Raw genomic sequence first — 20,345 nt, forward strand, 5'->3', positions numbered from 1 at the left:
AGCGCGCGCCTTCCGCGATAAAACCTGACAGGCAGCCCTCTTCCCCCTGCGACACCTGGCCGCGCCAATACCTTGGTCGACACTGACGAACCCCGAACATCGTGCGAGACTGTCTGACCGGGCTGAAGCGCCCGGCGCGCCTTTATGTTCGGAGTTTCCATGTCGCTGTCCAGCGGGCTGATCGCCATCGTCGCCCTGGCCTATATGGCCATCATGTTCGCCATCGCCTTTTACGGTGACCGTCGCAGCGCGCCCTTGCCGCCGCGGGTGCGTGCCTGGGTGTACAGCCTGTCGCTGGCGGTGTATTGCACCAGCTGGACCTTCTTCGGCGCCGTCGGCCAGGCCGCCGAGCAACTCTGGTCGTTCTTGCCGATCTACCTGGGGCCGATCCTGCTGCTGGTACTCGCGCCCTGGGTCCTGCAAAAGATGGTGATGATCAGCAAGCAGGAAAACATCACCTCCATCGCCGACTTCATCGCCGCGCGCTACGGCAAGTCCCAGACCCTGGCGGTGGTGGTGGCGCTGATCTGCCTGGTCGGCGTGCTTCCTTATATTGCCCTGCAGCTCAAGGGCATCGTGCTTGGCGTGGACCTGCTGATCGGCGCGGGTGCCGACACCATGGGCACCCGCGCCCAGGACACGGCGCTGATCGTGTCGCTGATCCTGGCGCTGTTCACCATCGTCTTCGGTACCCGCAACCTCGACGCCACCGAGCACCACCGCGGCATGGTGCTGGCGATTGCCTTCGAGTCCCTGGTCAAGCTGCTGGCCTTTCTTGCGGTCGGCGCCTTTGTCACCTATGGCCTGTACGACGGTTTCGACGACCTGTTCAGCCAGGCCATGCTTGCCCCGCGCCTGGAGCAGTACTGGGAAGAAACCATCAACTGGCCGTCGATGGTGGTGCAGACCGGCGTCGCCATGATGGCGATCATCTGCCTGCCGCGGCAGTTCCACGTCACCGTGGTGGAGAACATCGAACCCCAGGACCTGCGCCTGGCCAAGTGGGTGTTTCCCGCCTACCTGGCCCTGGCCGCGCTGTTCGTGGTGCCGATCGCCCTGGCCGGGCAGATGCTGCTGCCCAGCTCGGTGCTGCCGGATTCGTTCGTCATCAGCCTGCCCCTGGCCCAGGCCCATCCGGCCCTGGCCGTGCTGGCCTTTATCGGCGGCGCGTCGGCCGCCACCGGCATGGTGATCGTCGCCAGCGTGGCCCTGTCGACCATGGTCTCCAACGACATGCTGCTGCCCTGGCTGCTGCGCCGGCAGAGTGCCGAACGGCCCTTCGAAGTGTTCCGCCACTGGATGCTCTCGGTGCGCCGGGTCAGCATCGTGGTCATCCTGCTGCTGGCCTATGTCAGCTACCGCCTGCTGGGCTCCACCGCGAGCCTGGCGACCATCGGCCAGATCGCCTTCGCCGCGGTGACCCAGCTGGCCCCAGCCATGCTCGGCGCGCTGTACTGGAAGCAGGCCAACCGCCGCGGCGTGTTCGCCGGATTGGCGGCCGGTACTTTCCTGTGGTTCTACACCCTGGTCCTGCCGATCGCCGCCCACAGCCTGGGCTGGTCGCTGAGCAGCTTCCCGGGCCTGGCCTGGCTGCACGGCAACCCGCTGAACCTGCCGATCACACCCTTGACCCAAGGTGTGGTGCTGTCGCTGGCCGGCAACTTCACCCTGTTCGCCTGGGTCTCGGTGCTGTCGCGTACCCGGGTTTCGGAACACTGGCAGGCCGGGCGCTTCATCGGCCAGGAAATCAGCGGCCGCCCCAGCGCCCGATCGATGCTCTCGGTACAGATCGACGACCTGCTCAAGCTCGCCGCGCGATTTGTCGGGGAAGAACGGGCCCGCCAGAGCTTCATCCGCTTTGCCTACCGCCAGGGCAAAGGCTTCAACCCCAACCAGAACGCCGACGGCGAATGGATCGCCCACACCGAACGCCTGCTGGCCGGCGTGCTCGGCGCATCGTCCACCCGCGCGGTGGTCAAGGCCGCCATCGAAGGGCGGGAGATGCAGCTCGAAGACGTAGTGCGCATCGCCGACGAAGCCTCTGAAGTGCTGCAATTCAACCGGGCCTTGCTGCAAGGGGCGATCGAGAACATCAGCCAGGGCATCAGCGTGGTCGACCAGTCCCTCAGGCTGGTGGCCTGGAACCGTCGCTACCTGGAGCTGTTCAACTACCCGGACGGGCTGATCAGCGTCGGCCGGCCGATCGCCGACATCATCCGCCACAACGCCGAACGAGGCCTGTGCGGGCCGGGCGAGGCCGAAGTGCATGTCGCCCGCCGCCTGCACTGGATGCGTCAGGGCCGCGCCCACACCTCCGAACGGCTGTTCCCCAATGGCCGGGTGATCGAGTTGATCGGCAACCCGATGCCCGGCGGCGGCTTTGTCATGAGTTTCACCGACATCACCCCGTTCCGCGAAGCCGAACAGGCCCTCACCGAAGCCAACGAAGGCCTGGAGCAGCGGGTCGCCGAGCGAACCCACGAACTGTCGCAACTGAACGCCGCGCTGACCGAGGCCAAGGGCACCGCCGAGGCCGCCAACCAATCCAAGACGCGTTTCCTGGCGGCGGTCAGTCACGACCTGATGCAACCACTGAATGCCGCCCGGCTGTTCTCTGCCGCCCTCTCCCACCAGGACGACGGTTTGTCCACCGAAGCCCAGCAATTGGTCCAGCACCTGGACAGCTCCCTGCGCTCCGCCGAAGACCTGATCAGCGACCTGCTGGATATCTCCCGCCTGGAAAACGGCAAGATCAATCCAGAGCGCAAGCCGTTCGTGCTCAACGAACTGTTCGATACCCTGGGGGCCGAATTCAAGGTACTGGCCCAGGAGCAAGGCCTGAAATTCCGCCTGCGCGGCAGCCGTCTCAGGGTCGACAGCGACATCAAGCTACTGCGCCGGGTTCTGCAGAACTTCCTGACCAATGCCTTCCGTTACGCCAAGGGACCTGTGCTGCTGGGCGTGCGCCGCCGCGGCAACCAGCTGTGCCTGGAAGTCTGGGACCGTGGACCGGGGATTCCACTGGATAAGCAGCAAGTGATCTTCGAAGAATTCAAACGCCTCGACAGCCACCAGACCCGCGCCGAAAAAGGCCTGGGCCTCGGATTGGCGATCGCCGACGGGCTGTGTCGCGTTCTCGGTCACGGCCTGCAAGTGCGCTCCTGGCCGGGCAAGGGCAGCGTCTTCAGTGTCAGCGTGCCTTTGGCCAAGGCGGTCGTCAGCGCACCGAGGCAGGTGGCCGAACTCAACGGCCATCTGCTGTCCGGCGCCCAGGTGCTGTGTGTCGACAACGAAGACAGCATCCTGATCGGCATGAACAGCCTGCTCAGCCGCTGGGGCTGCCAGGTCTGGACCGCGCGTAACCGCGAAGAATGCGCGGCGCTGCTCAATGATGGCGTGCGCCCGCAACTGGCATTGGTGGACTATCACCTGGACGATGGCGAAACCGGCACCGGGGTCATGGCCTGGCTGCGTACCCAGTTGGGTGACCCGGTGCCAGGCGTGGTGATCAGCGCCGACGGGCGCCCCGAGATGGTCGCCGAGGTGCACGCCGCTGGGCTGGACTACCTGGCCAAGCCGGTGAAGCCCGCGGCGTTGCGGGCGCTGCTGAGCCGGCATCTGCCGCTCTGATAGCCCGCTCTCGAATCAATCCGGCAGTTCAAGCAACGCGCCGTCGGCATCGGTCATCGCCCGCTCCAGCAGGTCCGCCGGCAGGCTCTTGCTGGCACGCGCCCCGAGCAACCGCAGTTGTTCGCTGCGGCTGACCAGGTTGCCACGCCCCTCGGTCAGCTTGTTGCGCGCGGCGCTGTAGGCCTTGTCCAGCTGCTGCAGGCGATTGCCGACTTCATCCAGATCCTGAATGAACAACACGAACTTGTCGTACAGCCAACCGGCGCGTTCGGCGATTTCCCGGGCGTTCTGGCTCTGCCGCTCCTGCTTCCACAGGCTGTCGATCACTCGCAGGGTAGCCAGCAAGGTGGTCGGGCTGACGATCACGATATTGCGGTCGAAGGCTTCCTGGAACAGGTTGGGCTCGGCTTGCAAGGCAGCGGAAAAAGCTGCCTCGATGGGCACGAAGAGCAAGACGAAATCCAGGCTGTGCAAGCCTTCCAGACGCTTGTAATCCTTGCCGGCCAGGCCTTTGACGTGATTGCGCAAGGACAGTACGTGCTGCTTCAGCACCGCCTGGCCGATCACTTCATCGTCCGCCGCGACAAACTGCTGGTAGGCGGTCAGGCTGACCTTGGAGTCCACCACCACCTGCTTGTCGCCGGGCAGCATGATCAGCACGTCGGGCTGAAAACGCTCGCCGTCGGGCCCTTTGAGGCTGACCTGGGTCTGGTACTCCCGGCCCTTCTCCAGGCCGGCATGCTCCAGTACCCGCTCGAGAATCAGCTCACCCCAGTTGCCCTGGGTTTTCTGGCCCTTGAGCGCACGGGTCAGGTTGGTCGCCTCGTCGCTCAAGCGCAGGTTCAGCTGCTGCAGGCGCTCGAGCTCCTTGCCGAGGGAAAAACGCTCGCGCGCTTCGGCCTGATAACTCTCTTCGACCCGCTTCTCGAAGGACTGGATGCGCTCCTTGAGCGGGTCGAGCAATTGTCCGAGACGCTGCTGGCTGTTCTCGGCAAAACGCTGCTCACGCTCGTCGAAGATCTTGCCCGCCAGCTCGGCGAACTGCGCCCGCAGCTCGTCCCGCGAGCCTTGCAGGTCGTTCAGGCGCTGCTGGTGGCTTTCTTGCTGCTCGCGCAACTCGGCATTCAATGACGCGGCCTGGGCGTCCAGGCGCCGCAGTTCGGCTTCCTTGTTGGCCCGTTCAAGGTTCCAGGCGTGGGCGGCATCACGGGCGTTGTCGCGCTCGATCTGCAACAACTCGACTTCCCGGCGCACCGCCGCCAGGTCGGCCTGCTTCACGGCATTGGCCTGGCCCAGGTCGCTGATCTCGTCGCGGCAGGCATCCAGTTGGGCGTTCAAGCCATCCTGCGCCAGCAACGCCGTGGCCAGGCGTTCCTCCAGCAGGGACAGTTCGGTTTGGCGGGAGCTCAGACGGCGTTGCAGTTGCCAGGCGAGCGCCACCAAGGGCAATGCCGCGCCTGCCAGACCGAGCAGTACGCTGGTCAAGTCCATAGCCATAGCCACTCCAGACAGTGAAATAAAGCTTGAAGGTTAACCAAGGGACCGAGGCTTGGACAGCTCAGTCTTCGATCTGGCCAAGCTCCAGCTGGGCGCGGCGATCGCCAGCCCGTGCCGCCTGGCGCAGCAGGTCATGGCCGATCCGCCGATCGCGGGCGTTGCCGCATTCGCGGCACATCAGTTGGCCGAGACGGCTCTGCGCCGCCACTACCCCTTCCCGGGCAGGCTGCTTGAGCAAACGCCCGGCAAAGTGCTTGACGTTCCGGTTATCACCCAGGCGCGGGCTGTCGAGCAGCCACATGGCCACACGTAACGAAAAACGCTTGGGCTCGGTAACACTGGAAGAGGCAGAGGTAACAGAAGGTGACACTGAGCGAAACTTCATAAAGCACTGTAGGGCAGATCGGAAGGCGCGCCACTCTACTCCTTTTTTCACACGCGTAAAGTCGAAAAAACTCGGCACGCCCGTGCTAGAGCAAGCGCTTGGGACAATCCACAGAAGCTGTGGATAACTCAGTGGACAACCGCCCTACAAGTCTCCGAAAGCCGCATGGGACGGGGCCCGCAGTCAAACTGACGATTTTTTCACCAGTAAAAAAAACCGATGTTTTTCATTGACTTAAATTTTCATCGCAGGCATTGGAGGGCCCGACAGGTGAGGTGACAGGCCGGTGACAGTCCGCGCAACTATTGTGCACAAGTACCCTTGATCCGGTTATATCGGTGCACCTTTTTCGCCCGTTTCACGGGAGAACAGCAGCGAAGACCAAAGCTCCAGTAACAACTTTCTGCTCAACTACGGTGGAAAGGCCGGCCTGCCTTGTTCACGACCTCGCCCCTGTGACGCTCATAACCATTTTGCCTAACACACTTGCATCAGCTACATCAATCCGTTATCATCCACAGCGTTAGTACCAAGCTGAAAGTCAATTCTGGTCGAACAAGTCCCCCGGTTCAGCTTCCCTGAAGAGAAGTTTCTACCGACTACACGGGATCGACCACCTCGCTGGTTTCCAGGTAAAGCTTTCGCCGACACTGCCTTTGAACACATTGCAAAGGATGTCGCGAAGCCCTTTTTACTCTGACCGAACCAACCTGCAAATTGATCAGGATCTTCACCTGGGGCCCAGAACCTTAACCCCTGCTGTGATTGCCTGCCCTCCTAAGTACCTACCTGCCAGCCCTAGCGCGCACTTGATAAAGCGCTTCCAACTGGCTGCTTTGTTCCAGTCGGGTTCTTCGTTCGACCAATGGTGGTCGGCGTTACTGGAACGTTTTAACGTTGCACGGTTCTTAACCGTGTCATTTGTAGGAACACCCAATAACTATGTCTACTCAAATCCAGACTCAGGATGCCATTCGCACCCTTACCAATGCTTTTGCTCCAATGAACTGCCTGATCATGGCCGCTCGCAAAGGCTGCTTCAGCTTCACCCTGGTCAACGAACACGGTATCGCTCGTCACAGCGAACGCCTGTACCCCGATCAGTATTCCAGCGCCGAGCCGCTGCAAGCGGTGATCGAGCGCACTCGTCAGGCCCTGACCGCCTGAGACGCCAGAGCGCTGAAAAACCCGAAGCCCCGCCTGAATAGCGGGGCTTTTTATTACCTGTTATTTCGATTTTCCCGCCTTCGGCTAAAGCACCATCCGGTATAACGGTTATAACAGGAAGCCGGAAATATTTTAAAAACAGACCTTTACAGCAACGAGATGACACTACACTTCAACTCAAGCGGCATGATCCGCTTCCGGCGAGCCTGACCGATCCATCGCTGCCAAGCTCCCCCATCAGGCCTCGCCGGCCACTTCACGCTTCGAGGGCTTTATGGGTATTGCCGCCAGCGAACTGTGCCGCTACGTGATCCGTCCGACCCTGATCTATCTGGGCAATCACAGTCGCACCGCAGAATCATTGCTGCTAGGCATCGCCGCCAGTCAATCCGCCCTCGGCTCCGCCCTGCACGACCGCAGAGGCCACGGCCTCTACCGCATCGCCGAACCCCGCCACCAGGCACTCTGGGACCACTATCTGGCCCTGGACCCGGAACGCGCCAGCCTGGTTCGCGGCCTGGCCAGCCAGCATGCATTCCTCAGCGGGCCGCATCTGGAACTGACCGTCAACCTGCGTTACGCCACCGCCATCGCCTGGCTGCTGGTAGAAGAGCAGAACACCCCGCTCCCCGAAGCCGATGACCTGGTCGGCATGGCTCGTATCTGGAAGCAGATCTTCCAGCCACAAGGACGTCTGCGGGACTTCGCCGATGCCTGGCAGACCTGTGTTGCGCCACTGAATCAGGTCGCCTGCTGACCGGACTTTTTGCAAGATCGCGCAAACAAGCGCAATTTTGGTCGGATTGTCCTACAAAACCGCTCTATCTCAAGCCATACAGCCTATAGCGTTGAGGAGGAAATGTTGGTAATTTTCGCTCCGGTGATCACCAGGAGTTCTAATAATGAAAAAAGTAATACTCAAAACCAGTCTTAGCCTTGCCGTTGCCATGGCATCCACCCAACTTTTCGCAAGCGGCTTTGCCCTGAACGAACAAAGCATCAGCGGCATGGGTACTGGTTTCGCCGGTCGATCCTCTGCTGCCGACGATGCAAGCACAGTTTTTGGTAACCCTGCCGGTATGTCGCGCCTGAAACGCCAGCAAGTCACTGGCGGCCTCGCGGCCATCGACGCGTCCACCGATATCAACGACGCCAGCGGTAGCCAGAGAGGGACCAACAAAGGCGATATGGTGCCGTTCACCGCCGTCCCAATGGCCTACTACGTCAAGCCTATCGATGACCAGTGGGCCTTCGGCCTGGGTGTCTACGCCCCGTTCGGCCTGATCACCGACTATGAAAGCGGCTTCCAGGGCCGTAACTTCGGCAGCAAAAGCGAAGTTAAAGTCGTCACCTTCCAGCCAACCGTCAGCTATGCCTTCAACGACAAGGTGTCGATCGGTTTCGGCCCGACCATCAACCGTATCTCCGGCACCCTGGAATCCGCGCTGACCACGCCACTGTCGCCTAACGATGGCAATGTCCAGATCAAGGGTGACGATATCGGCTATGGCTACAACATCGGTGTGCTGGTCCAGGCGACCGACACCACTCGCGTGGGCCTGACTTATCACTCGAAGGTCAAGTACAAGCTGGAAGGCCACACCGAAGTCAGCCCAGGCGCCGGTACTCCGGGCGCCCTGCTGCGCGGTGCTCGCTACGACGCCTCGCTGGACATCACCACCCCTGAGTCGGCCGACCTGTCGGTGACCCAGGACCTCAACGATGCCTGGAAACTCTACGCCGGTGCGACCTGGACCCGCTGGAGCCGCCTGAAAGACATCACCGTACAAAACGAAGGCGTAACCGCCAGCGCCGGTGGTCTTCTGGCCCCGGGTGCCCTCAGCTCCATCAAGGAAGAACAGAACTGGCACGACACCTGGGCCTATGCCATCGGTACTTCCTACCAGTTGAACAAGCAGTGGGTACTGCGTACCGGCCTGAGCTTCGACCAGTCGCCGGCCAACAACACCAACCGTTCGCCACGCATCCCTACCGGCGACCGGACCATCTTCAGCCTCGGCGCCGGCTGGAGCCCAACTGAAGACCTGACCATCGACGTGGCTTACTCCTACCTCAAGGAAGAGAAGGTCAAGGTCAACAACAGGAACCAACAGCTCGGCCAGTCTTACAGCGCCGAGTACGAAAACAGCGCGAACGGCTTCGGTGTCGGTGCAACCTACCGCTTCTAAAGCCTGACGGCCTGAACGAAAAAGCCCCCGCATCCAAGGATGCAGGGGCTTTTTTATTATTGGCCGTGGATAACTCTCAAGGCTTGGACGCCAGCGCCTGTTCCACGGCCTCGATCAGTTCAGGACTGTCCGGTTTGGTCAGGCTGGAGAAATTGGCGATCACCTTGCCCTGGCGATCGACCACATACTTGTAGAAATTCCACTTCGGCGCACTGCTCTGCTCGGCCAGGACCTTGAACAGGTGCACCGCGTCCGGGCCTCGGACCTGCTGCGGCTCGGTCATGATGAAGGTGACGCCGTAGTTCGCATAACAGACCTTGGCCGTCTCCGCGCCATCCTTGGACTCCTGTTTGAAGTCATTGGACGGCACGCCTACCAGCTCCAGCCCCTGATCCTTGTAACGCTGGTACAACGCCTCGAGCCCCTTGAACTGCGGGGCGAAGCCGCAAAAGCTCGCGGTATTGACCACCACCAGCGGCTTGCCGGCAAAGCGTTGGCACAGGTCGATGAACTCCTTGGCGCGCAGCTTGGGCAGCGAACCCTGCAACAGCGACGGGCATTCGCCCGCCCAGGTCGAACCGGCAAACACCATGAGTACAGCTGGAACAGCAAGCCAGCGCGCCAACATATTCAACTCCTTGAAAGTACCGTCAAAGGGTCAAACTACTCGCCCGGCGGACGCCCTAGCAAGCGCTTCCTGGCAGACGCCCATGCCCAACTGCATCAGCGCCAGCCCACCCTGGTGCCAGCCCCACCAGGCCACCGCCAACAGCGCGACGACAGCCACCAGACTGACCCAGCGCAAGCCTGTCCGACTCATGCCGCGCTTGCCTGCAGACGGGCAACCGGACGCTCGCGCACTGGCCAGTTCAGGGCTGCGGCCAGCAGACTGAGGAGAATCGCCACCTGCCAGATCAAGTCATAACTCCCGGTTCGATCGTAGACCACCCCGCCGAGCCAGCCGCCGAGGAACGAGCCCAACTGGTGAAACAGAAACACGATGCCGCCCAGCATGGACAGGTTGCGCACCCCGAACAAGGTCGCCACCGTGCCATTGGTCAGCGGCACCGTCGACAGCCACAGGAAGCCCATGGCCATGCCGAACAGATACGCACTGACTTGCGTCACCGGCAGCCAGAGGAACAGGCCGATGACCACCGCACGCAACAGGTACAGGCCGGTCAACAAGCGCGGCTTGGACATGCGCCCACCCAGCCAGCCGGCGGTGTAGGTGCCGAAGATATTGAACAGGCCGATCAGCGCCAGCACCGTGGTGCCTACCGTGGCCGGCAAGTGCTGGTCCACCAGGTAGGCTGGCAAATGCACGCCGATGAACACCACCTGGAAACCGCAGACGAAAAAGCCGAACGCCAGCAGCCAGAACCCGGAGTGAGAGCAGGCCTCACGCAAGGCCTCGGAGAGGCTCTGCTCATGGCCCAGGCTGGGCAGCGGCTTGTCCTTGAGCATGCTCACCAGCGGCACGATCAATGCCACCAGCAACCCCAGCACCAACAGTGCCGAGGACCAGCCGAGCCAGCCGATCAAACCCAGGGTACCCGGCAGCATGGCGAACTGACCGAACGAACCGGCCGCACTGGCGACTCCCATGCCCATGCTGCGTTTCTCCGCCGGCAGCGCGCGCCCCACCACGCCGAGAAGCACTGAAAACGAGGTCCCCGAAAGCCCGATACCGATCAGCAAGCCGGCGCTCAACGACAGCGACAGCGGCGAATCGGCCAACCCCATGAACAACAGGCCCACGGCGTACAGCACACCGCCGACCAGCACTACCTTGGCCGCACCGAAGCGGTCGGCCAGGGCTCCAGTGAAGGGCTGGGCCAGGCCCCAGATGAGGTTCTGCAGGGCAATGGCAAAGGCAAACACCTCGCGCGCCCAGCCGAACTCCGCGCTCATGGGCGGCAGAAACAGCCCGAAGCCATGTCTTATCCCCAGGGACAAGGCCAGGATCAGCGCACTCCCGAGAAGAACCCAACCGCTGGTACGCCACATCGAAGTCATTTTATTCTCCACTTACGGGTATATACCCGCTTATCATCGAACGAAAGGCCTTCACGCCAGTTCGTTCAGCAAGGCCAGCAAGGTTTCGCGTTTTTCTGCACCCAGACGGTCGATCAAGCGCTGTTGCGCCGCTTCCCAGGCCGGCAAGGCCGCCAGCAATCGCTGCTGGCCCTCATCGGTCAGCTGGACGATGCGATTGCGTTGATCCTCACCCTCGGACAGTCGGACCAGGCCCTCGCCTTCCAGCACCCGCAGGTTACGGCCCAGGGTACTGCGGTCCAGGCCCATGGCCTCGGCCAGGCTGGAAATGCTCGGTTGGTCCAGGCGCTGCAGGTTACTCAGCAAGGAATACTGGGCAACGTTGATCCCGAAGCCGTCGAGAGCGCCGTCGTAGAACCTGCTAACGCCACGGGCGGCGCGCCGCAGGTTGGTGCACAGACATTGAGAAGGAAGCATGGTGCGTGTATATACCCGCGATTAAGGGAATGCAAGAAATTTGCATAGTTCAGGGCGCGAATAAAACCCGCGCTCCGCCTTTCTAGAACAGCGCCAACCCTACCAGGACCGTCACCTCCAGCAGTTCCAGCAGGGCGCCCGCCGTGTCCCCGGTGGTGCCACCCAGACGACGCAGCATCAGCTGACGCAAGCCAGCAAACACCAGGCCCGCCAGCAGCAACGCCAACACCGCGCTATAGCCACTGAGCACTACGCACACCAACACAGTAAGCGCCAGCACCCACTTGCCGGCCAGACGTGGCAGATGATTCGCCAGCGCCTGCCCAAGGCCACCAGGGCGCACATAAGGCGTGCAGAGGAACAATCCCAGCAAGGCGCCGCGACCGATCAGCGGCGCCAGCAGCAAGGCAACGCCGGCCTGCTGCTCGATCAGCGCTACCAGCGCGGCGAACTTGAGCAGCAACACCAGCCCCAGGGTGACCACGGCAATCGGCCCGCTGCGCGGGTCCTTCATGATCGTCAGTGTGCGCTCGCGATCGCCGAAGCCGCCCAGCCAGGCGTCCGCGCTGTCGGCCAGCCCATCCAGATGCAAGGCACCGCTGAGCAGCACCCAGACCGTCAGCAACAACGCCCCATGCAGCAACAGCGGCGCGCCCATCAACAACTGGTTCAGCCCCCAGAGCAGCAGCCCGAACAGCAGGCCGATCAACGGGTAGAACAGCAACGACCGGCCCATTTCCTCGGGCGACGGCATGCCCGGCAAACGCACCGGAAAACTGCTGAGAAATTGCAGGGCGATCCAGAATGGCAGCACGCTCAGACTCCCTCGCTCAATACCAGGCCAGCCTCGACAGTCAGGGCGAACAAGGCACCGTGAGCAACCTCGACATTCAGCAACTGCTCACGCGGCAAACCTCGGGCCCGGGCCAGCAACAAGCGCATCACCCCGCCATGGCTGACCAGCAGCACCCGCTCGCCGGCATAACGCTGATGCAGACGTTCGACCGCCCCCAGCACCCGCGCGGAAAACGCCAGCACCGGCTCGCCCCGCGGCGGGGTAAAGGCATAGGGATCGGCCCAGAACCGCCCCAGCGCCTCAGCGTCGGTGGCCATCAGCGCCGCCGCGCTCTGCCCTTCCCAGGCACCGAAATGCAGCTCCTGCAGATCCGGGTCCAGGGTCACCGGCAGCGCCAGGCGCGCCCCCAGTTCCTCGGCAAAACGCGCGCAGCGTTGCAAGGGCGAACTTACCAGCCGATCCCAGGGCCCCCGGCCTGCGACAGCAGCACGCATCTGCTGCCAACCGGCGTCGGTCAGGGCATCGTCTAGGCTGCCGCGCAGGCCACCACCGAGCTCGGTTTCGCCGTGGCGCAGCAGGTCCAGGCGCAAGGTCATGCCGGACGATCCGCCACGGCCGCTTCGGCAAAAGTCGCCATCTGCCCGTGCAGGTCGCAGGCCAGGCGCAGCAACGGCACCGCCAGCGCCGCGCCACTACCCTCACCCAGGCGCAGGCCGAGGTCCAGCAAAGGCTCGGCCTCGAGGGTTTGCAGGATATGCCGATGCCCCGGCTCGGCCCCACGGTGGCCGAACAGCAGCCACGGGCGGCACTCGGGGTTCAGCCGCACCGCCACCAGCGCCGCCACGCTGCAAATGAAACCATCGACCAGCACCGCGACGCCTTCCTGGGCACAGGCCAGGTACGCCCCAACGAGCGCGGCGATCTCGAAACCGCCAAGGTTGAACAAGGTCTGCAAGGCATCGCCACGCTGGGCGGCATGCCGGCTCAAGGCGCGCTCAATCACCTGCGCCTTGTGGCTGACACCCGCCGCATCCAGGCCGGTGCCCGGCCCCGCGAGGTGCGCTACCGGAATATCCAGCAAGGCACAGGCCACGGTGCTGGCCGCGGTGGTGTTGCCGATGCCCATCTCGCCGCCGATAAACAGCTCGCTGCCCTGTTCGACGGCCCGCAGCACACTGTCACGTCCGGCCTGCAGGGCCCGCTCGCCCTGGGCCTGGGTCATGGCCGGCCCCTCGACGAAGTTCCGGGTGCCCGCCCCCAGGTTCAAATGCCGCACGCCGGGCAGGTTCAAGCCGGGCGTCACCGTGCCGAGATCGACCACTTCCAGGCGTGCCCGCAGCTGCCGCGCCAACACGCTGATGGCCGCGCCGCCGCTGACGAAGTTGTGCAGCATCTGCCCCGTGACTGCCTGCGGATAAGCCGAAACACCCTCGGCCACCACCCCGTGGTCGCCGGCGAAAATCGCAATCCACAGCTGCTCCAGGCCAGGCTTGACCCGCCCCTGCAAGCCGGCCAGCTGTACCGCGACCTGCTCCAGCTGCCCCAGCGAACCCGCTGGCTTGGTCAATTGCTGCTGACGCGACTGCGCCGCCTCCAGGGCTTGAGTGTCGAGCGCCTTGCACGGCCGCAGCCACCAGAAGTCATTCATAACGCAGTTCCTTTCAGAGTCAGGGGCAGGCCGGCCACCGTCAGCACTACCCGCTGACAACGCTCGGCCAGGGCTTGATGCAGCCAACCGGCTTCATCGACATAACGGCGAGTCAACTCGCCCAGCGGCACGACACCCATTCCAGTCTCGTTGCTGACAAAAATGATTTCGCCCGGCAGCGACGCCAGGCACTCCAGCAGCGCTTCGCGCTCACTGGCGAGCCGCTGGGCATCCTCCAGCAGCAACAGGTTGGTCAGCCACAAGGTCAGGCAATCCACCAGCAGGCAGCGCTCGGCGCTCGCGCTTTCGCGCAGCACCCGCGCCAATTCCAACGGCTCCTCGATCAATGCCCATTGGGCCGGACGCCGTTCGCGGTGATGCGCGATGCGCTGACTCATTTCGCCGTCCAGCGCCTGGCTGGTGGCGATATAGGTCACGGCCAGGCCGCTCTCGCCGGCGAGCTTTTCCGCCAGGCGACTCTTGCCGGAACGGGCACCGCCGAGGATCAGTTGCAACATGCTTGGAAACCCTTGAATTGAGGTACAGCCACAGCGGCGCGGCAATGCCGGCGCCGACGTTCTAAAGCCCGCAAAGCTGGCGCAGGTGCTCGGTGTCCAGGTGCTGCTCCACCAGATCGGCCAGGCGCTCGATGTCGCGCTCGCGCAGAGCGTGGTAGTCGACCGCCTGCACCTCGCGCAAACCCGCCCAGCGCAGCAACGCACTGCAGGCCGCCGGCGCCTCGAACAGACCGTGCAGGTAGGTGCCGAGAATCTGCCCGTCGTCGCTGCGCGCGCCGTCGCAGCGACCGTCGTCCAGGGTCACGGCGGCCAGTTCCAGCGCAGGCCCCGTCGTGACGCCGGCATGGATCTCATAACCGCTGACCTCGGCCTCCTCCAGCGCCAGACGTCCACGCACATTGCGCAGCTGCTTCTCTTGTTCCAGCACCGTATCGAACGCCAGCAGCCCCAACCCCGCGCTGGAGCCTGGCGCGCCTTCCAACCCGAAAGGGTCGTGCAGCTGCTCGCCGAGCATCTGCAAACCGCCGCAGATACCCAGCAACTTACCGCCGTAGCGCAGGTGCCGGGCGATGGCCGTGTCCCAGCCCTGGGCGCGCAGGTACGCCAGGTCGCTGCGCACGCTTTTCGAGCCGGGTAGGATGATCAGGTCGGCCGGCGCAATCGCCTGGCCGGGACCGATGAATTGCAGGTCCACCTGAGGGTGTAGGCGCAGCGGATCGAAGTCGGTGTGATTGCTGATGCGCGGCAATACCGGCACCAGTACTTTCAGCACCTGCTCGGCCTTGTCGGCCTGACGCTGGTCGATGCCGTCTTCGGCTTCCAGATGCAGGTCCAGCACATAGGGCAACACGCCGATCACCGGCTTGCCGGTACGCGCTTCGAGCCAGTCGAGGCCCGGTTGCAACAGGGCGATATCGCCGCGAAAACGGTTGATGATGAAACCTTTGACCCGCGCCTGCTCGCTTGGCGACAACAGCTCCAGGGTGCCCACCAGATGGGCGAAAACCCCGCCACGGTTGATGTCGGCGATCAGCAGCACCGGGCAGTCCACCGCTTCGGCAAAGCCCATGTTGGCAATGTCGCCGGCCCGCAGGTTGATCTCCGCCGGCGAGCCCGCGCCTTCCACCATCACCACCGGATAGGCCGCGCTCAGGCGTTGGTGAGAGGCCAGCACCGCCTGCATGGCGATAGCCTTGTAGTCGTGATAGGCCACCGCGTTCATGGTGGTCACCGCGCGACCGTGAATGATCACCTGGGCCCCAGTGTCACTGTTGGGTTTGAGCAGCACCGGGTTCATGTCGGTGTGCGGCTCCAGGTGCGCGGCCTGGGCCTGTACTGCCTGGGCCCGGCCGATCTCGCCACCGTCGGCGGTCACCGCGCTGTTGAGGGCCATGTTCTGCGGTTTGAAGGGCACGACGCTGACGCCCTGGCGCGTCAGCCAGCGGCAGAGCGCCGTCACCAGGGTGCTTTTACCGGCGTCGGAAGTGGTGCCCTGCACCATCAGGGTGGTCATGGATGTTCCTTGGCGTAGGCGACGAAGGCCTGTTCGAGACGCGACCAGTCGGCTTCGTCGGCCGGCAGGCCGAAGCGCAGGCTGCTGTTGTGGGTGAACAGCCGCAGCAGGATGCCCCGGCGCGCCATGAACTCATGCAACAGCTCGGCGCGATCGGTGATCAGCCACTGGAACAGCGCACAGCCACCCTGGGGTTTCAGGCCGTGGCGCTCGAGCAGTTGCGCCAGGCGCAGGCTCGCCGCTTCGCTGCGCACTCGTTGCCGCCCATGGCCTTGGCTGTCACGCAGGCACACCTGGCCCAGCACCCGGGTCGGCCCACTGACGGCCCAGGGGCCGACCTGCTCGGCCAGCAGCTTGAGCAGCTTGCGCTCGGCCAGCACGAAGCCCAGGCGCACCCCGGCCAGGCCGAAAAACTTGCCGAAGGAACGCAGGACGATCAACCCCACCTGATCGGCCTGGGCCGCCAGGCTCAGCTGGGGAGTGTTGTCCATGAAGGCTTCGTCGACCACCAGCCAGCCACCGCGCTGCGCCAGGCGTGCATGCCAGTCCAGCAGGCGCTCCGGGGTCAGGCTCAAGCCCGTGGGGTTGTTCGGGTTGACCACCACCAGCACGTCCAGGCTGTCGAGGAAAAAGTCCACTTCCTGTTCCAGCACTTCCCGCACGATGTAGCCGCTGCGGCGCCAGGCTTCGGCGTGCTCGGCATAACAGGGCGACAGCACGCCGACCTTGCCGGCGCGGCGCAAACGCGGGAGCAGCTGGATCGCCGCCTGGGAACCGGGCACCGGCAACACATGGGCCGCGCCGTAGTAGTCGCGGGCGGCCTGCTCCAGGCCATCGTCGGTTTCCGGCAGGCGCGCCCAAGCCCGCATCCCGATCTCGGGAATCGGCCACGGCCAGGGTGCCAGGCCGCTGGACAGGTCCAGCCAGTCGGCCTCGGCGATGCCGTATTGCTCGGCCGCCTTGCGCAGGCGGCCACCGTGCTCAAGCATAGAACTCAGCTCCCACGCAGAGAATCAGCAGCCATAACCAGACCCCGCGCTGCACCAGTTGCCAGCCGCGATCGATGGACGAGGCATCGGCCGCCACGCCTTCGCCCAATTGCGGGCGCTGATGCAGCTCGCCGTGATAGATCGCCGCGCCGCCTAGCTCGACGCCCAGGGCCCCGGCCCCGGCCGCCATCACCGGCCCGGCATTCGGGCTGTCCCAGGTCGGCCCCTGGCGGCGCCAGCATTTCAGCGCCAGGCGGGTCTTGCCCAGCAACGCGTAAGTCAGGGCTACCAGGCGGGCTGGAATGTAGTTGAGCAGGTCGTCGATCTTCGCCGCCGCCCAGCCGAAACGCTCGAAGCGTTCATTACGATAGCCCCACATCGCATCCAGGGTATTGCTCAGGCGATAGAGCACCACGCCCGGCGCACCGGCCACGGCAAACCAGAACAAGGCGGCGAACACCGCATCGCTGCCGTTTTCCAGCACCGACTCGGTGGCGGCGCGGGCGACTTCGGTGGCATCCAGCTCGCTGGTCTGCCGGCTCACCAGATAACCGACCCGCTGCCGCGCCTGGTCCAGGTCGTCGCTGCGCAAGGCCTGGGCCACCGGCTCGACATGCTCGCCGAGGCTGCGCAGGCCAAGGGCGCAATACAGCGCCAGGATCTCGAACAACCAGCCGATGTAGGGCAGCCAGGAAAACAGGGTTGCCAGCAGGGTCAGCGGCAGCACCGCGATGACCCAGGCGGTGACGCCATGACTGCGCCAGCCGCGGCCACCGGAGTTGAAGCGTTGCTCGATGCGATCGGCAAAACGACCGAACGCCACCAGTGGATGCCAGCGCTTGGGTTCGCCCAGCAACGCATCCAGCGCCACTCCGGCGACACTCAGCAACGCCACACTCATTGACTCACTCCCCAATAATTTTCATACAGCAACTCACTCAGCGGACGCTCCCGCGCCCAGCCCTCGAGCACCAGCATCGGCGCCGGGTAAAACTCGCCGACCGGGCCCAGGCACAGCACCGCCAGCGGCTTGGCCCCGGCCGGCAGGCCCAGCAACTGGGCCAAGCCAGCGGGCTCGAACAGCGACACCCAGCCCATGCCCAGCCCTTCGGCCCGGGCCGCCAGCCACAGGTTCTGAATCGCGCAGGAGAGCGAGGCCAGGTCCATTTCCGGCAGGGTGCGGCGGCCGAAAATATGCCGCTCACGGTCGTCCATCAGCGCCGCCACCAGGACCTCGGCGCAGTCGTTGATGCCTTCGACCTTGAGCTTCATGAACTCATCGGAGCGTTCGCCCAGGGCCTCGGCGGTGCGTACCCGCTCCTCTTCCACCAGTTGCTGGATTTGCCCGCGCAACGACCGGTCACTGATACGGATGAACCGCCAGGGCTGCATCAGACCGACGCTGGGCGCCTGGTGCGCCGCTTCCAGCAGGCGACGCAAGACCTGCGGCTCGACCGTGCCACCGACGAAGTGGCGCATGTCACGACGCTCGGCGATCGCGCGATAGACCGCGTCGCGTTCGGCCGCGGAAAAGGCGTTGTCGCTCATAGGCACCGCGCGAGCACGCTCGCTCCTGCCGGCGCCAGCAGGGCCGCCACCGCTTCGGGGTTGGACGGAAAATAGAAATGCACATAAGAGGCGGTCATCCGCCCTTCGCGGTAAACCGCTTCCGCGCCGCGCCCGCCATTCGGGCTCAGGCCGCGAGCGATCGGCGCAAGCTCGGTGCTGGTCAACGAATGATGGTAGGTATGCCCGCGCAACGAGCCTTCCGGCAACTCCACCGCCTGCAAGGCCAGGGCCGCCAGGCGCTTTTGCATCACCGCGTCGCCGGGCAACAGGCCCAGCAGTTCGGCGCGCTCGCCGTCGACGTCGGTCAGGGAATCCAGCAGATACAACATGCCGCCACACTCGGCGAGCAAGGGTTTGCCTGCGGCGTGATGCGCGCGGATCGCGCTGAGCATCGAGCTATTCGTCGCCAGCGCCCGGTGATGCAACTCCGGGTAACCGCCCGGCAGGTACAGGCTGTCTGCCTCAGGCAGTACCGCGTCATGGATCGGCGAGAAAAAGACCAGCTCGGCGCCCATGGCCCGCAGCAGATCCAGGCTCGCGCCATAGGTAAAGGCAAAGGCTTCGTCGCGGGCCACGGCAATGCGCACGCCGGCCAACAACGGCTCGACGTCAACCGTCTGGGGAGCGGCGAACACCACGGCGGGCGGCAAGGCCACTTCGCAGCTGTCCGCCAAGGCGGCCGCGGCGGCGTCGAGACGCAGATCCAGATCGTTGAGTTCGCTGGCCTGCACCAACCCCAGATGGCGGCTGGGCAGTTCGATGCCGGTTTCCCGGGACAGCGCGCCGTACCAGCGCAGGCCTTCGGTCAGGCTGCCTTCGAGCAACTGTGCATGCCGCAGGGTGCCGACGCGGTTGGCCAGCACGCCGGCGAACGGCAAGTCCGGCTGATAACGCGCCAGCCCCAGCGCCAGGGCGCCGAAGGTCTGGGCCATGGCGGTGCCATCGATCACCGCGAGCACCGGCACCCCGAAATGCCGCGCCAGGTCGGCGCTGGACGGCGTGCCGTCGAACAGCCCCATCACGCCTTCGATCAGGATCAGGTCCGCCTCGCCGGCGGCCTCCCACAACAGGCGGCGGCTTTCCTGCTCGCCGACCATCCACATGTCAAGTTGATACACCGGCGCACCGCTGGCGCGCTCGAGGATCATCGGGTCGAGAAAGTCCGGGCCGCACTTGAACACGCGCACCTTGCGTCCCTGATTGCGATGCAGGCGGGCGAGCGCGGCGGTCACGGTGGTCTTGCCCTGACCGGAAGCCGGCGCGGCAATCAATACCGCCGGGCAATGACGGGCATCACTCACAGTTCGACGCCTTTTTGCGCTTTGATCCCGGCCTGGAACGCATGCTTGACCATGCCCATTTCGGTGACGGTGTCGGCCAGCTCGATCATCTCTGGCTTGGCGCCACGTCCGGTGACCACCACATGCTGCATCGGCGGTCGCGCCTGCAGGTCGCTGAGCACCTGATCCAGGTCCAGATAGCCGTGCTTGAGGGCGATGTTCAGTTCATCGAGCAGCACCAGGCCGATCGTCGGATCGCTCAGCAGTTCGCGGGAAACCGCCCAGGCCGCTTCGGCCGCGGCGATGTCGCGCTGGCGGTCCTGGGTTTCCCAGGTGAAGCCTTCGCCCATGACATGGAAACGCACCTGCTCCGGGAAGCGCCGGAAGAACAATTCCTCGCCAGTGCTGTTGCGGCCCTTGATGAACTGCACCACGCCGCATTGCATGCCGTGGCCCATGGCCCGCGCGAGCATGCCGAAGGCCGAGCTGCTTTTGCCTTTGCCGTTGCCGGTCAGCACCAGCAGCAAACCGCACTCGTTCGGCGAGTTGGCGATGCGTTCATCGATCACGGCTTTTTTGCGCAACATGCGCGCCAGATGGCGTTCGTCACGATCGGGGGATTCAGTCATGGGGCAGCTCTCCGTTGGGGCTGGATAACGGGGGGCAGGAATAGGAATAGACGGCGCAAG

The 20,345-nt window shown here is 64.2% G+C and carries 20 protein-coding genes; 4 read left to right on the plus strand and 16 right to left on the minus strand.

Translation table 11 applies throughout. From position 1 onward, the window contains the following. The first annotated feature begins 159 nt into the window (after nucleotides 1–159). Complete coding sequence (locus J4E58_RS14140) at nucleotides 160–3,630, plus strand: PAS domain-containing hybrid sensor histidine kinase/response regulator (protein ID WP_087092420.1); 3,471 nt, start codon at nucleotides 160–162, stop codon at nucleotides 3,628–3,630. A gap of 15 nt (nucleotides 3,631–3,645) precedes the next feature. Here the strand turns inward: J4E58_RS14140 and rmuC are convergent, their stop codons facing one another. After that, nucleotides 3,646–5,013 carry a DNA recombination protein RmuC gene (gene rmuC, locus J4E58_RS14145; RefSeq protein ID WP_172963065.1) on the minus strand — a complete coding sequence of 456 codons (1,368 nt, stop codon included), beginning with the start codon at nucleotides 5,011–5,013 and terminating at the stop codon, nucleotides 3,646–3,648. 175 nt (nucleotides 5,014–5,188) lie between these two features. Then, nucleotides 5,189–5,512: a hypothetical protein gene (locus J4E58_RS14150; protein ID WP_009045091.1), complete on the minus strand. Its 324-nt coding sequence runs from the start codon at nucleotides 5,510–5,512 to the stop codon at nucleotides 5,189–5,191. Nucleotides 5,513–6,454: 942 nt separating this feature from the next. On the opposite strand from J4E58_RS14150, the gene J4E58_RS14155 reads away from it, so the two are divergent. The 3 genes from J4E58_RS14155 (at nucleotide 6,455) to J4E58_RS14165 (ending at nucleotide 8,868) form a co-directional block, all read left to right on the plus strand. After that, on the plus strand, nucleotides 6,455–6,679 hold the full coding sequence (locus J4E58_RS14155) for a hypothetical protein (protein ID WP_007927809.1): 225 nt from the start codon (nucleotides 6,455–6,457) through the stop codon (nucleotides 6,677–6,679). Nucleotides 6,680–6,953: 274 nt separating this feature from the next. After that, nucleotides 6,954–7,436 carry a hypothetical protein gene (locus J4E58_RS14160; protein ID WP_007927808.1) on the plus strand — a complete coding sequence of 161 codons (483 nt, stop codon included), beginning with the start codon at nucleotides 6,954–6,956 and terminating at the stop codon, nucleotides 7,434–7,436. A 145-nt stretch (nucleotides 7,437–7,581) separates the two neighbouring features. Further along, a complete protein-coding gene (locus J4E58_RS14165; protein ID WP_087092422.1) occupies nucleotides 7,582–8,868 on the plus strand; it encodes an OmpP1/FadL family transporter in 1,287 nt (428 codons plus the stop codon). A gap of 76 nt (nucleotides 8,869–8,944) precedes the next feature. Here J4E58_RS14165 and J4E58_RS14170 read toward each other — a convergent pair whose 3' ends face one another. The 14 genes from J4E58_RS14170 to cobO all read right to left on the minus strand — a co-directional run bounded on the left by J4E58_RS14170 (nucleotide 8,945) and on the right by cobO (nucleotide 20,285). Beyond that, nucleotides 8,945–9,496, minus strand: a complete 552-nt coding sequence (locus tag J4E58_RS14170) for a glutathione peroxidase (protein WP_087092423.1) — start codon at nucleotides 9,494–9,496, stop codon at nucleotides 8,945–8,947. A 30-nt stretch (nucleotides 9,497–9,526) separates the two neighbouring features. Then, nucleotides 9,527–9,688 carry a hypothetical protein gene (locus tag J4E58_RS14175; RefSeq protein ID WP_007927805.1) on the minus strand — a complete coding sequence of 54 codons (162 nt, stop codon included), beginning with the start codon at nucleotides 9,686–9,688 and terminating at the stop codon, nucleotides 9,527–9,529. Further along, nucleotides 9,685–10,887 (minus strand): MFS transporter, encoded by a 1,203-nt coding sequence (locus J4E58_RS14180; RefSeq protein WP_087092424.1) that lies wholly within the window; start codon nucleotides 10,885–10,887, stop codon nucleotides 9,685–9,687. The genes J4E58_RS14175 and J4E58_RS14180 overlap by 4 nt, the downstream gene beginning before the upstream one ends. Nucleotides 10,888–10,938: 51 nt before the next feature. Next, nucleotides 10,939–11,343: a MarR family winged helix-turn-helix transcriptional regulator gene (locus J4E58_RS14185; protein WP_007927803.1), complete on the minus strand. Its 405-nt coding sequence runs from the start codon at nucleotides 11,341–11,343 to the stop codon at nucleotides 10,939–10,941. Between the two features lie 82 nt (nucleotides 11,344–11,425). Continuing rightward, nucleotides 11,426–12,157: an adenosylcobinamide-GDP ribazoletransferase gene (locus J4E58_RS14190; protein WP_087092425.1), complete on the minus strand. Its 732-nt coding sequence runs from the start codon at nucleotides 12,155–12,157 to the stop codon at nucleotides 11,426–11,428. 2 nt (nucleotides 12,158–12,159) lie between these two features. Next, nucleotides 12,160–12,735 (minus strand): alpha-ribazole phosphatase family protein, encoded by a 576-nt coding sequence (cobC, locus tag J4E58_RS14195; RefSeq protein ID WP_087092426.1) that lies wholly within the window; start codon nucleotides 12,733–12,735, stop codon nucleotides 12,160–12,162. Beyond that, nucleotides 12,732–13,787, minus strand: coding sequence for a nicotinate-nucleotide--dimethylbenzimidazole phosphoribosyltransferase (gene cobT, locus J4E58_RS14200; RefSeq protein WP_087092427.1), 1,056 nt, complete (start codon nucleotides 13,785–13,787; stop codon nucleotides 12,732–12,734). Before cobT ends, cobC begins: the two co-directional genes overlap by 4 nt. Then, a complete protein-coding gene (cobU, locus tag J4E58_RS14205) occupies nucleotides 13,784–14,305 on the minus strand; it encodes a bifunctional adenosylcobinamide kinase/adenosylcobinamide-phosphate guanylyltransferase (RefSeq protein ID WP_087092428.1) in 522 nt (173 codons plus the stop codon). Before cobU ends, cobT begins: the two co-directional genes overlap by 4 nt. 61 nt (nucleotides 14,306–14,366) lie before the next feature. Next, complete coding sequence (locus J4E58_RS14210; protein ID WP_087092429.1) at nucleotides 14,367–15,818, minus strand: cobyric acid synthase; 1,452 nt, start codon at nucleotides 15,816–15,818, stop codon at nucleotides 14,367–14,369. Continuing rightward, nucleotides 15,815–16,807: a threonine-phosphate decarboxylase CobD gene (cobD, locus tag J4E58_RS14215; RefSeq protein ID WP_087092430.1), complete on the minus strand. Its 993-nt coding sequence runs from the start codon at nucleotides 16,805–16,807 to the stop codon at nucleotides 15,815–15,817. The genes J4E58_RS14210 and cobD overlap by 4 nt, the downstream gene beginning before the upstream one ends. After that, the gene (gene cbiB / locus J4E58_RS14220) at nucleotides 16,800–17,708 is read right to left on the minus strand and encodes an adenosylcobinamide-phosphate synthase CbiB (RefSeq protein ID WP_007927792.1); all 909 of its coding nucleotides are present in this window, start codon (nucleotides 17,706–17,708) and stop codon (nucleotides 16,800–16,802) included. Before cbiB ends, cobD begins: the two co-directional genes overlap by 8 nt. Further along, the gene (bluB, locus tag J4E58_RS14225) at nucleotides 17,705–18,355 is read right to left on the minus strand and encodes a 5,6-dimethylbenzimidazole synthase (RefSeq protein WP_087092431.1); all 651 of its coding nucleotides are present in this window, start codon (nucleotides 18,353–18,355) and stop codon (nucleotides 17,705–17,707) included. Before bluB ends, cbiB begins: the two co-directional genes overlap by 4 nt. After that, on the minus strand, nucleotides 18,352–19,677 hold the full coding sequence (locus J4E58_RS14230) for a cobyrinate a,c-diamide synthase (RefSeq protein ID WP_087092432.1): 1,326 nt from the start codon (nucleotides 19,675–19,677) through the stop codon (nucleotides 18,352–18,354). Before J4E58_RS14230 ends, bluB begins: the two co-directional genes overlap by 4 nt. Further along, nucleotides 19,674–20,285: a cob(I)yrinic acid a,c-diamide adenosyltransferase gene (gene cobO, locus J4E58_RS14235; protein ID WP_053262256.1), complete on the minus strand. Its 612-nt coding sequence runs from the start codon at nucleotides 20,283–20,285 to the stop codon at nucleotides 19,674–19,676. The genes J4E58_RS14230 and cobO overlap by 4 nt, the downstream gene beginning before the upstream one ends. Nucleotides 20,286–20,345 lie beyond the last annotated feature (60 nt).

The sequence above is a fragment of the Pseudomonas sp. FW305-25 genome, from assembly GCF_017351415.1.
GTDB classification, from domain to species: domain Bacteria; phylum Pseudomonadota; class Gammaproteobacteria; order Pseudomonadales; family Pseudomonadaceae; genus Aquipseudomonas; species Aquipseudomonas chlororaphis.

Coding starts and splice junctions, on each gene's coding strand:
- J4E58_RS14140 (WP_087092420.1), top strand. CDS start 160: ATGTCGCTGTCCAGCGGGCTGATCGCCATCGTCGCCCTGGCCTATATG.
- J4E58_RS14150 (WP_009045091.1), bottom strand. CDS start 5,512: ATGAAGTTTCGCTCAGTGTCACCTTCTGTTACCTCTGCCTCTTCCAGT.
- J4E58_RS14155 (WP_007927809.1), top strand. CDS start 6,455: ATGTCTACTCAAATCCAGACTCAGGATGCCATTCGCACCCTTACCAAT.
- J4E58_RS14160 (WP_007927808.1), top strand. CDS start 6,954: ATGGGTATTGCCGCCAGCGAACTGTGCCGCTACGTGATCCGTCCGACC.
- J4E58_RS14165 (WP_087092422.1), top strand. CDS start 7,582: ATGAAAAAAGTAATACTCAAAACCAGTCTTAGCCTTGCCGTTGCCATG.
- J4E58_RS14170 (WP_087092423.1), bottom strand. CDS start 9,496: ATGTTGGCGCGCTGGCTTGCTGTTCCAGCTGTACTCATGGTGTTTGCC.
- J4E58_RS14175 (WP_007927805.1), bottom strand. CDS start 9,688: ATGAGTCGGACAGGCTTGCGCTGGGTCAGTCTGGTGGCTGTCGTCGCG.
- J4E58_RS14180 (WP_087092424.1), bottom strand. CDS start 10,887: ATGACTTCGATGTGGCGTACCAGCGGTTGGGTTCTTCTCGGGAGTGCG.
- J4E58_RS14185 (WP_007927803.1), bottom strand. CDS start 11,343: ATGCTTCCTTCTCAATGTCTGTGCACCAACCTGCGGCGCGCCGCCCGT.
- cobC (WP_087092426.1), bottom strand. CDS start 12,735: ATGACCTTGCGCCTGGACCTGCTGCGCCACGGCGAAACCGAGCTCGGT.
- cobT (WP_087092427.1), bottom strand. CDS start 13,787: ATGAATGACTTCTGGTGGCTGCGGCCGTGCAAGGCGCTCGACACTCAA.
- cobU (WP_087092428.1), bottom strand. CDS start 14,305: ATGTTGCAACTGATCCTCGGCGGTGCCCGTTCCGGCAAGAGTCGCCTG.
- J4E58_RS14210 (WP_087092429.1), bottom strand. CDS start 15,818: ATGACCACCCTGATGGTGCAGGGCACCACTTCCGACGCCGGTAAAAGC.
- cobD (WP_087092430.1), bottom strand. CDS start 16,807: ATGCTTGAGCACGGTGGCCGCCTGCGCAAGGCGGCCGAGCAATACGGC.
- cbiB (WP_007927792.1), bottom strand. CDS start 17,708: ATGAGTGTGGCGTTGCTGAGTGTCGCCGGAGTGGCGCTGGATGCGTTG.
- bluB (WP_087092431.1), bottom strand. CDS start 18,355: ATGAGCGACAACGCCTTTTCCGCGGCCGAACGCGACGCGGTCTATCGC.
- cobO (WP_053262256.1), bottom strand. CDS start 20,285: ATGACTGAATCCCCCGATCGTGACGAACGCCATCTGGCGCGCATGTTG.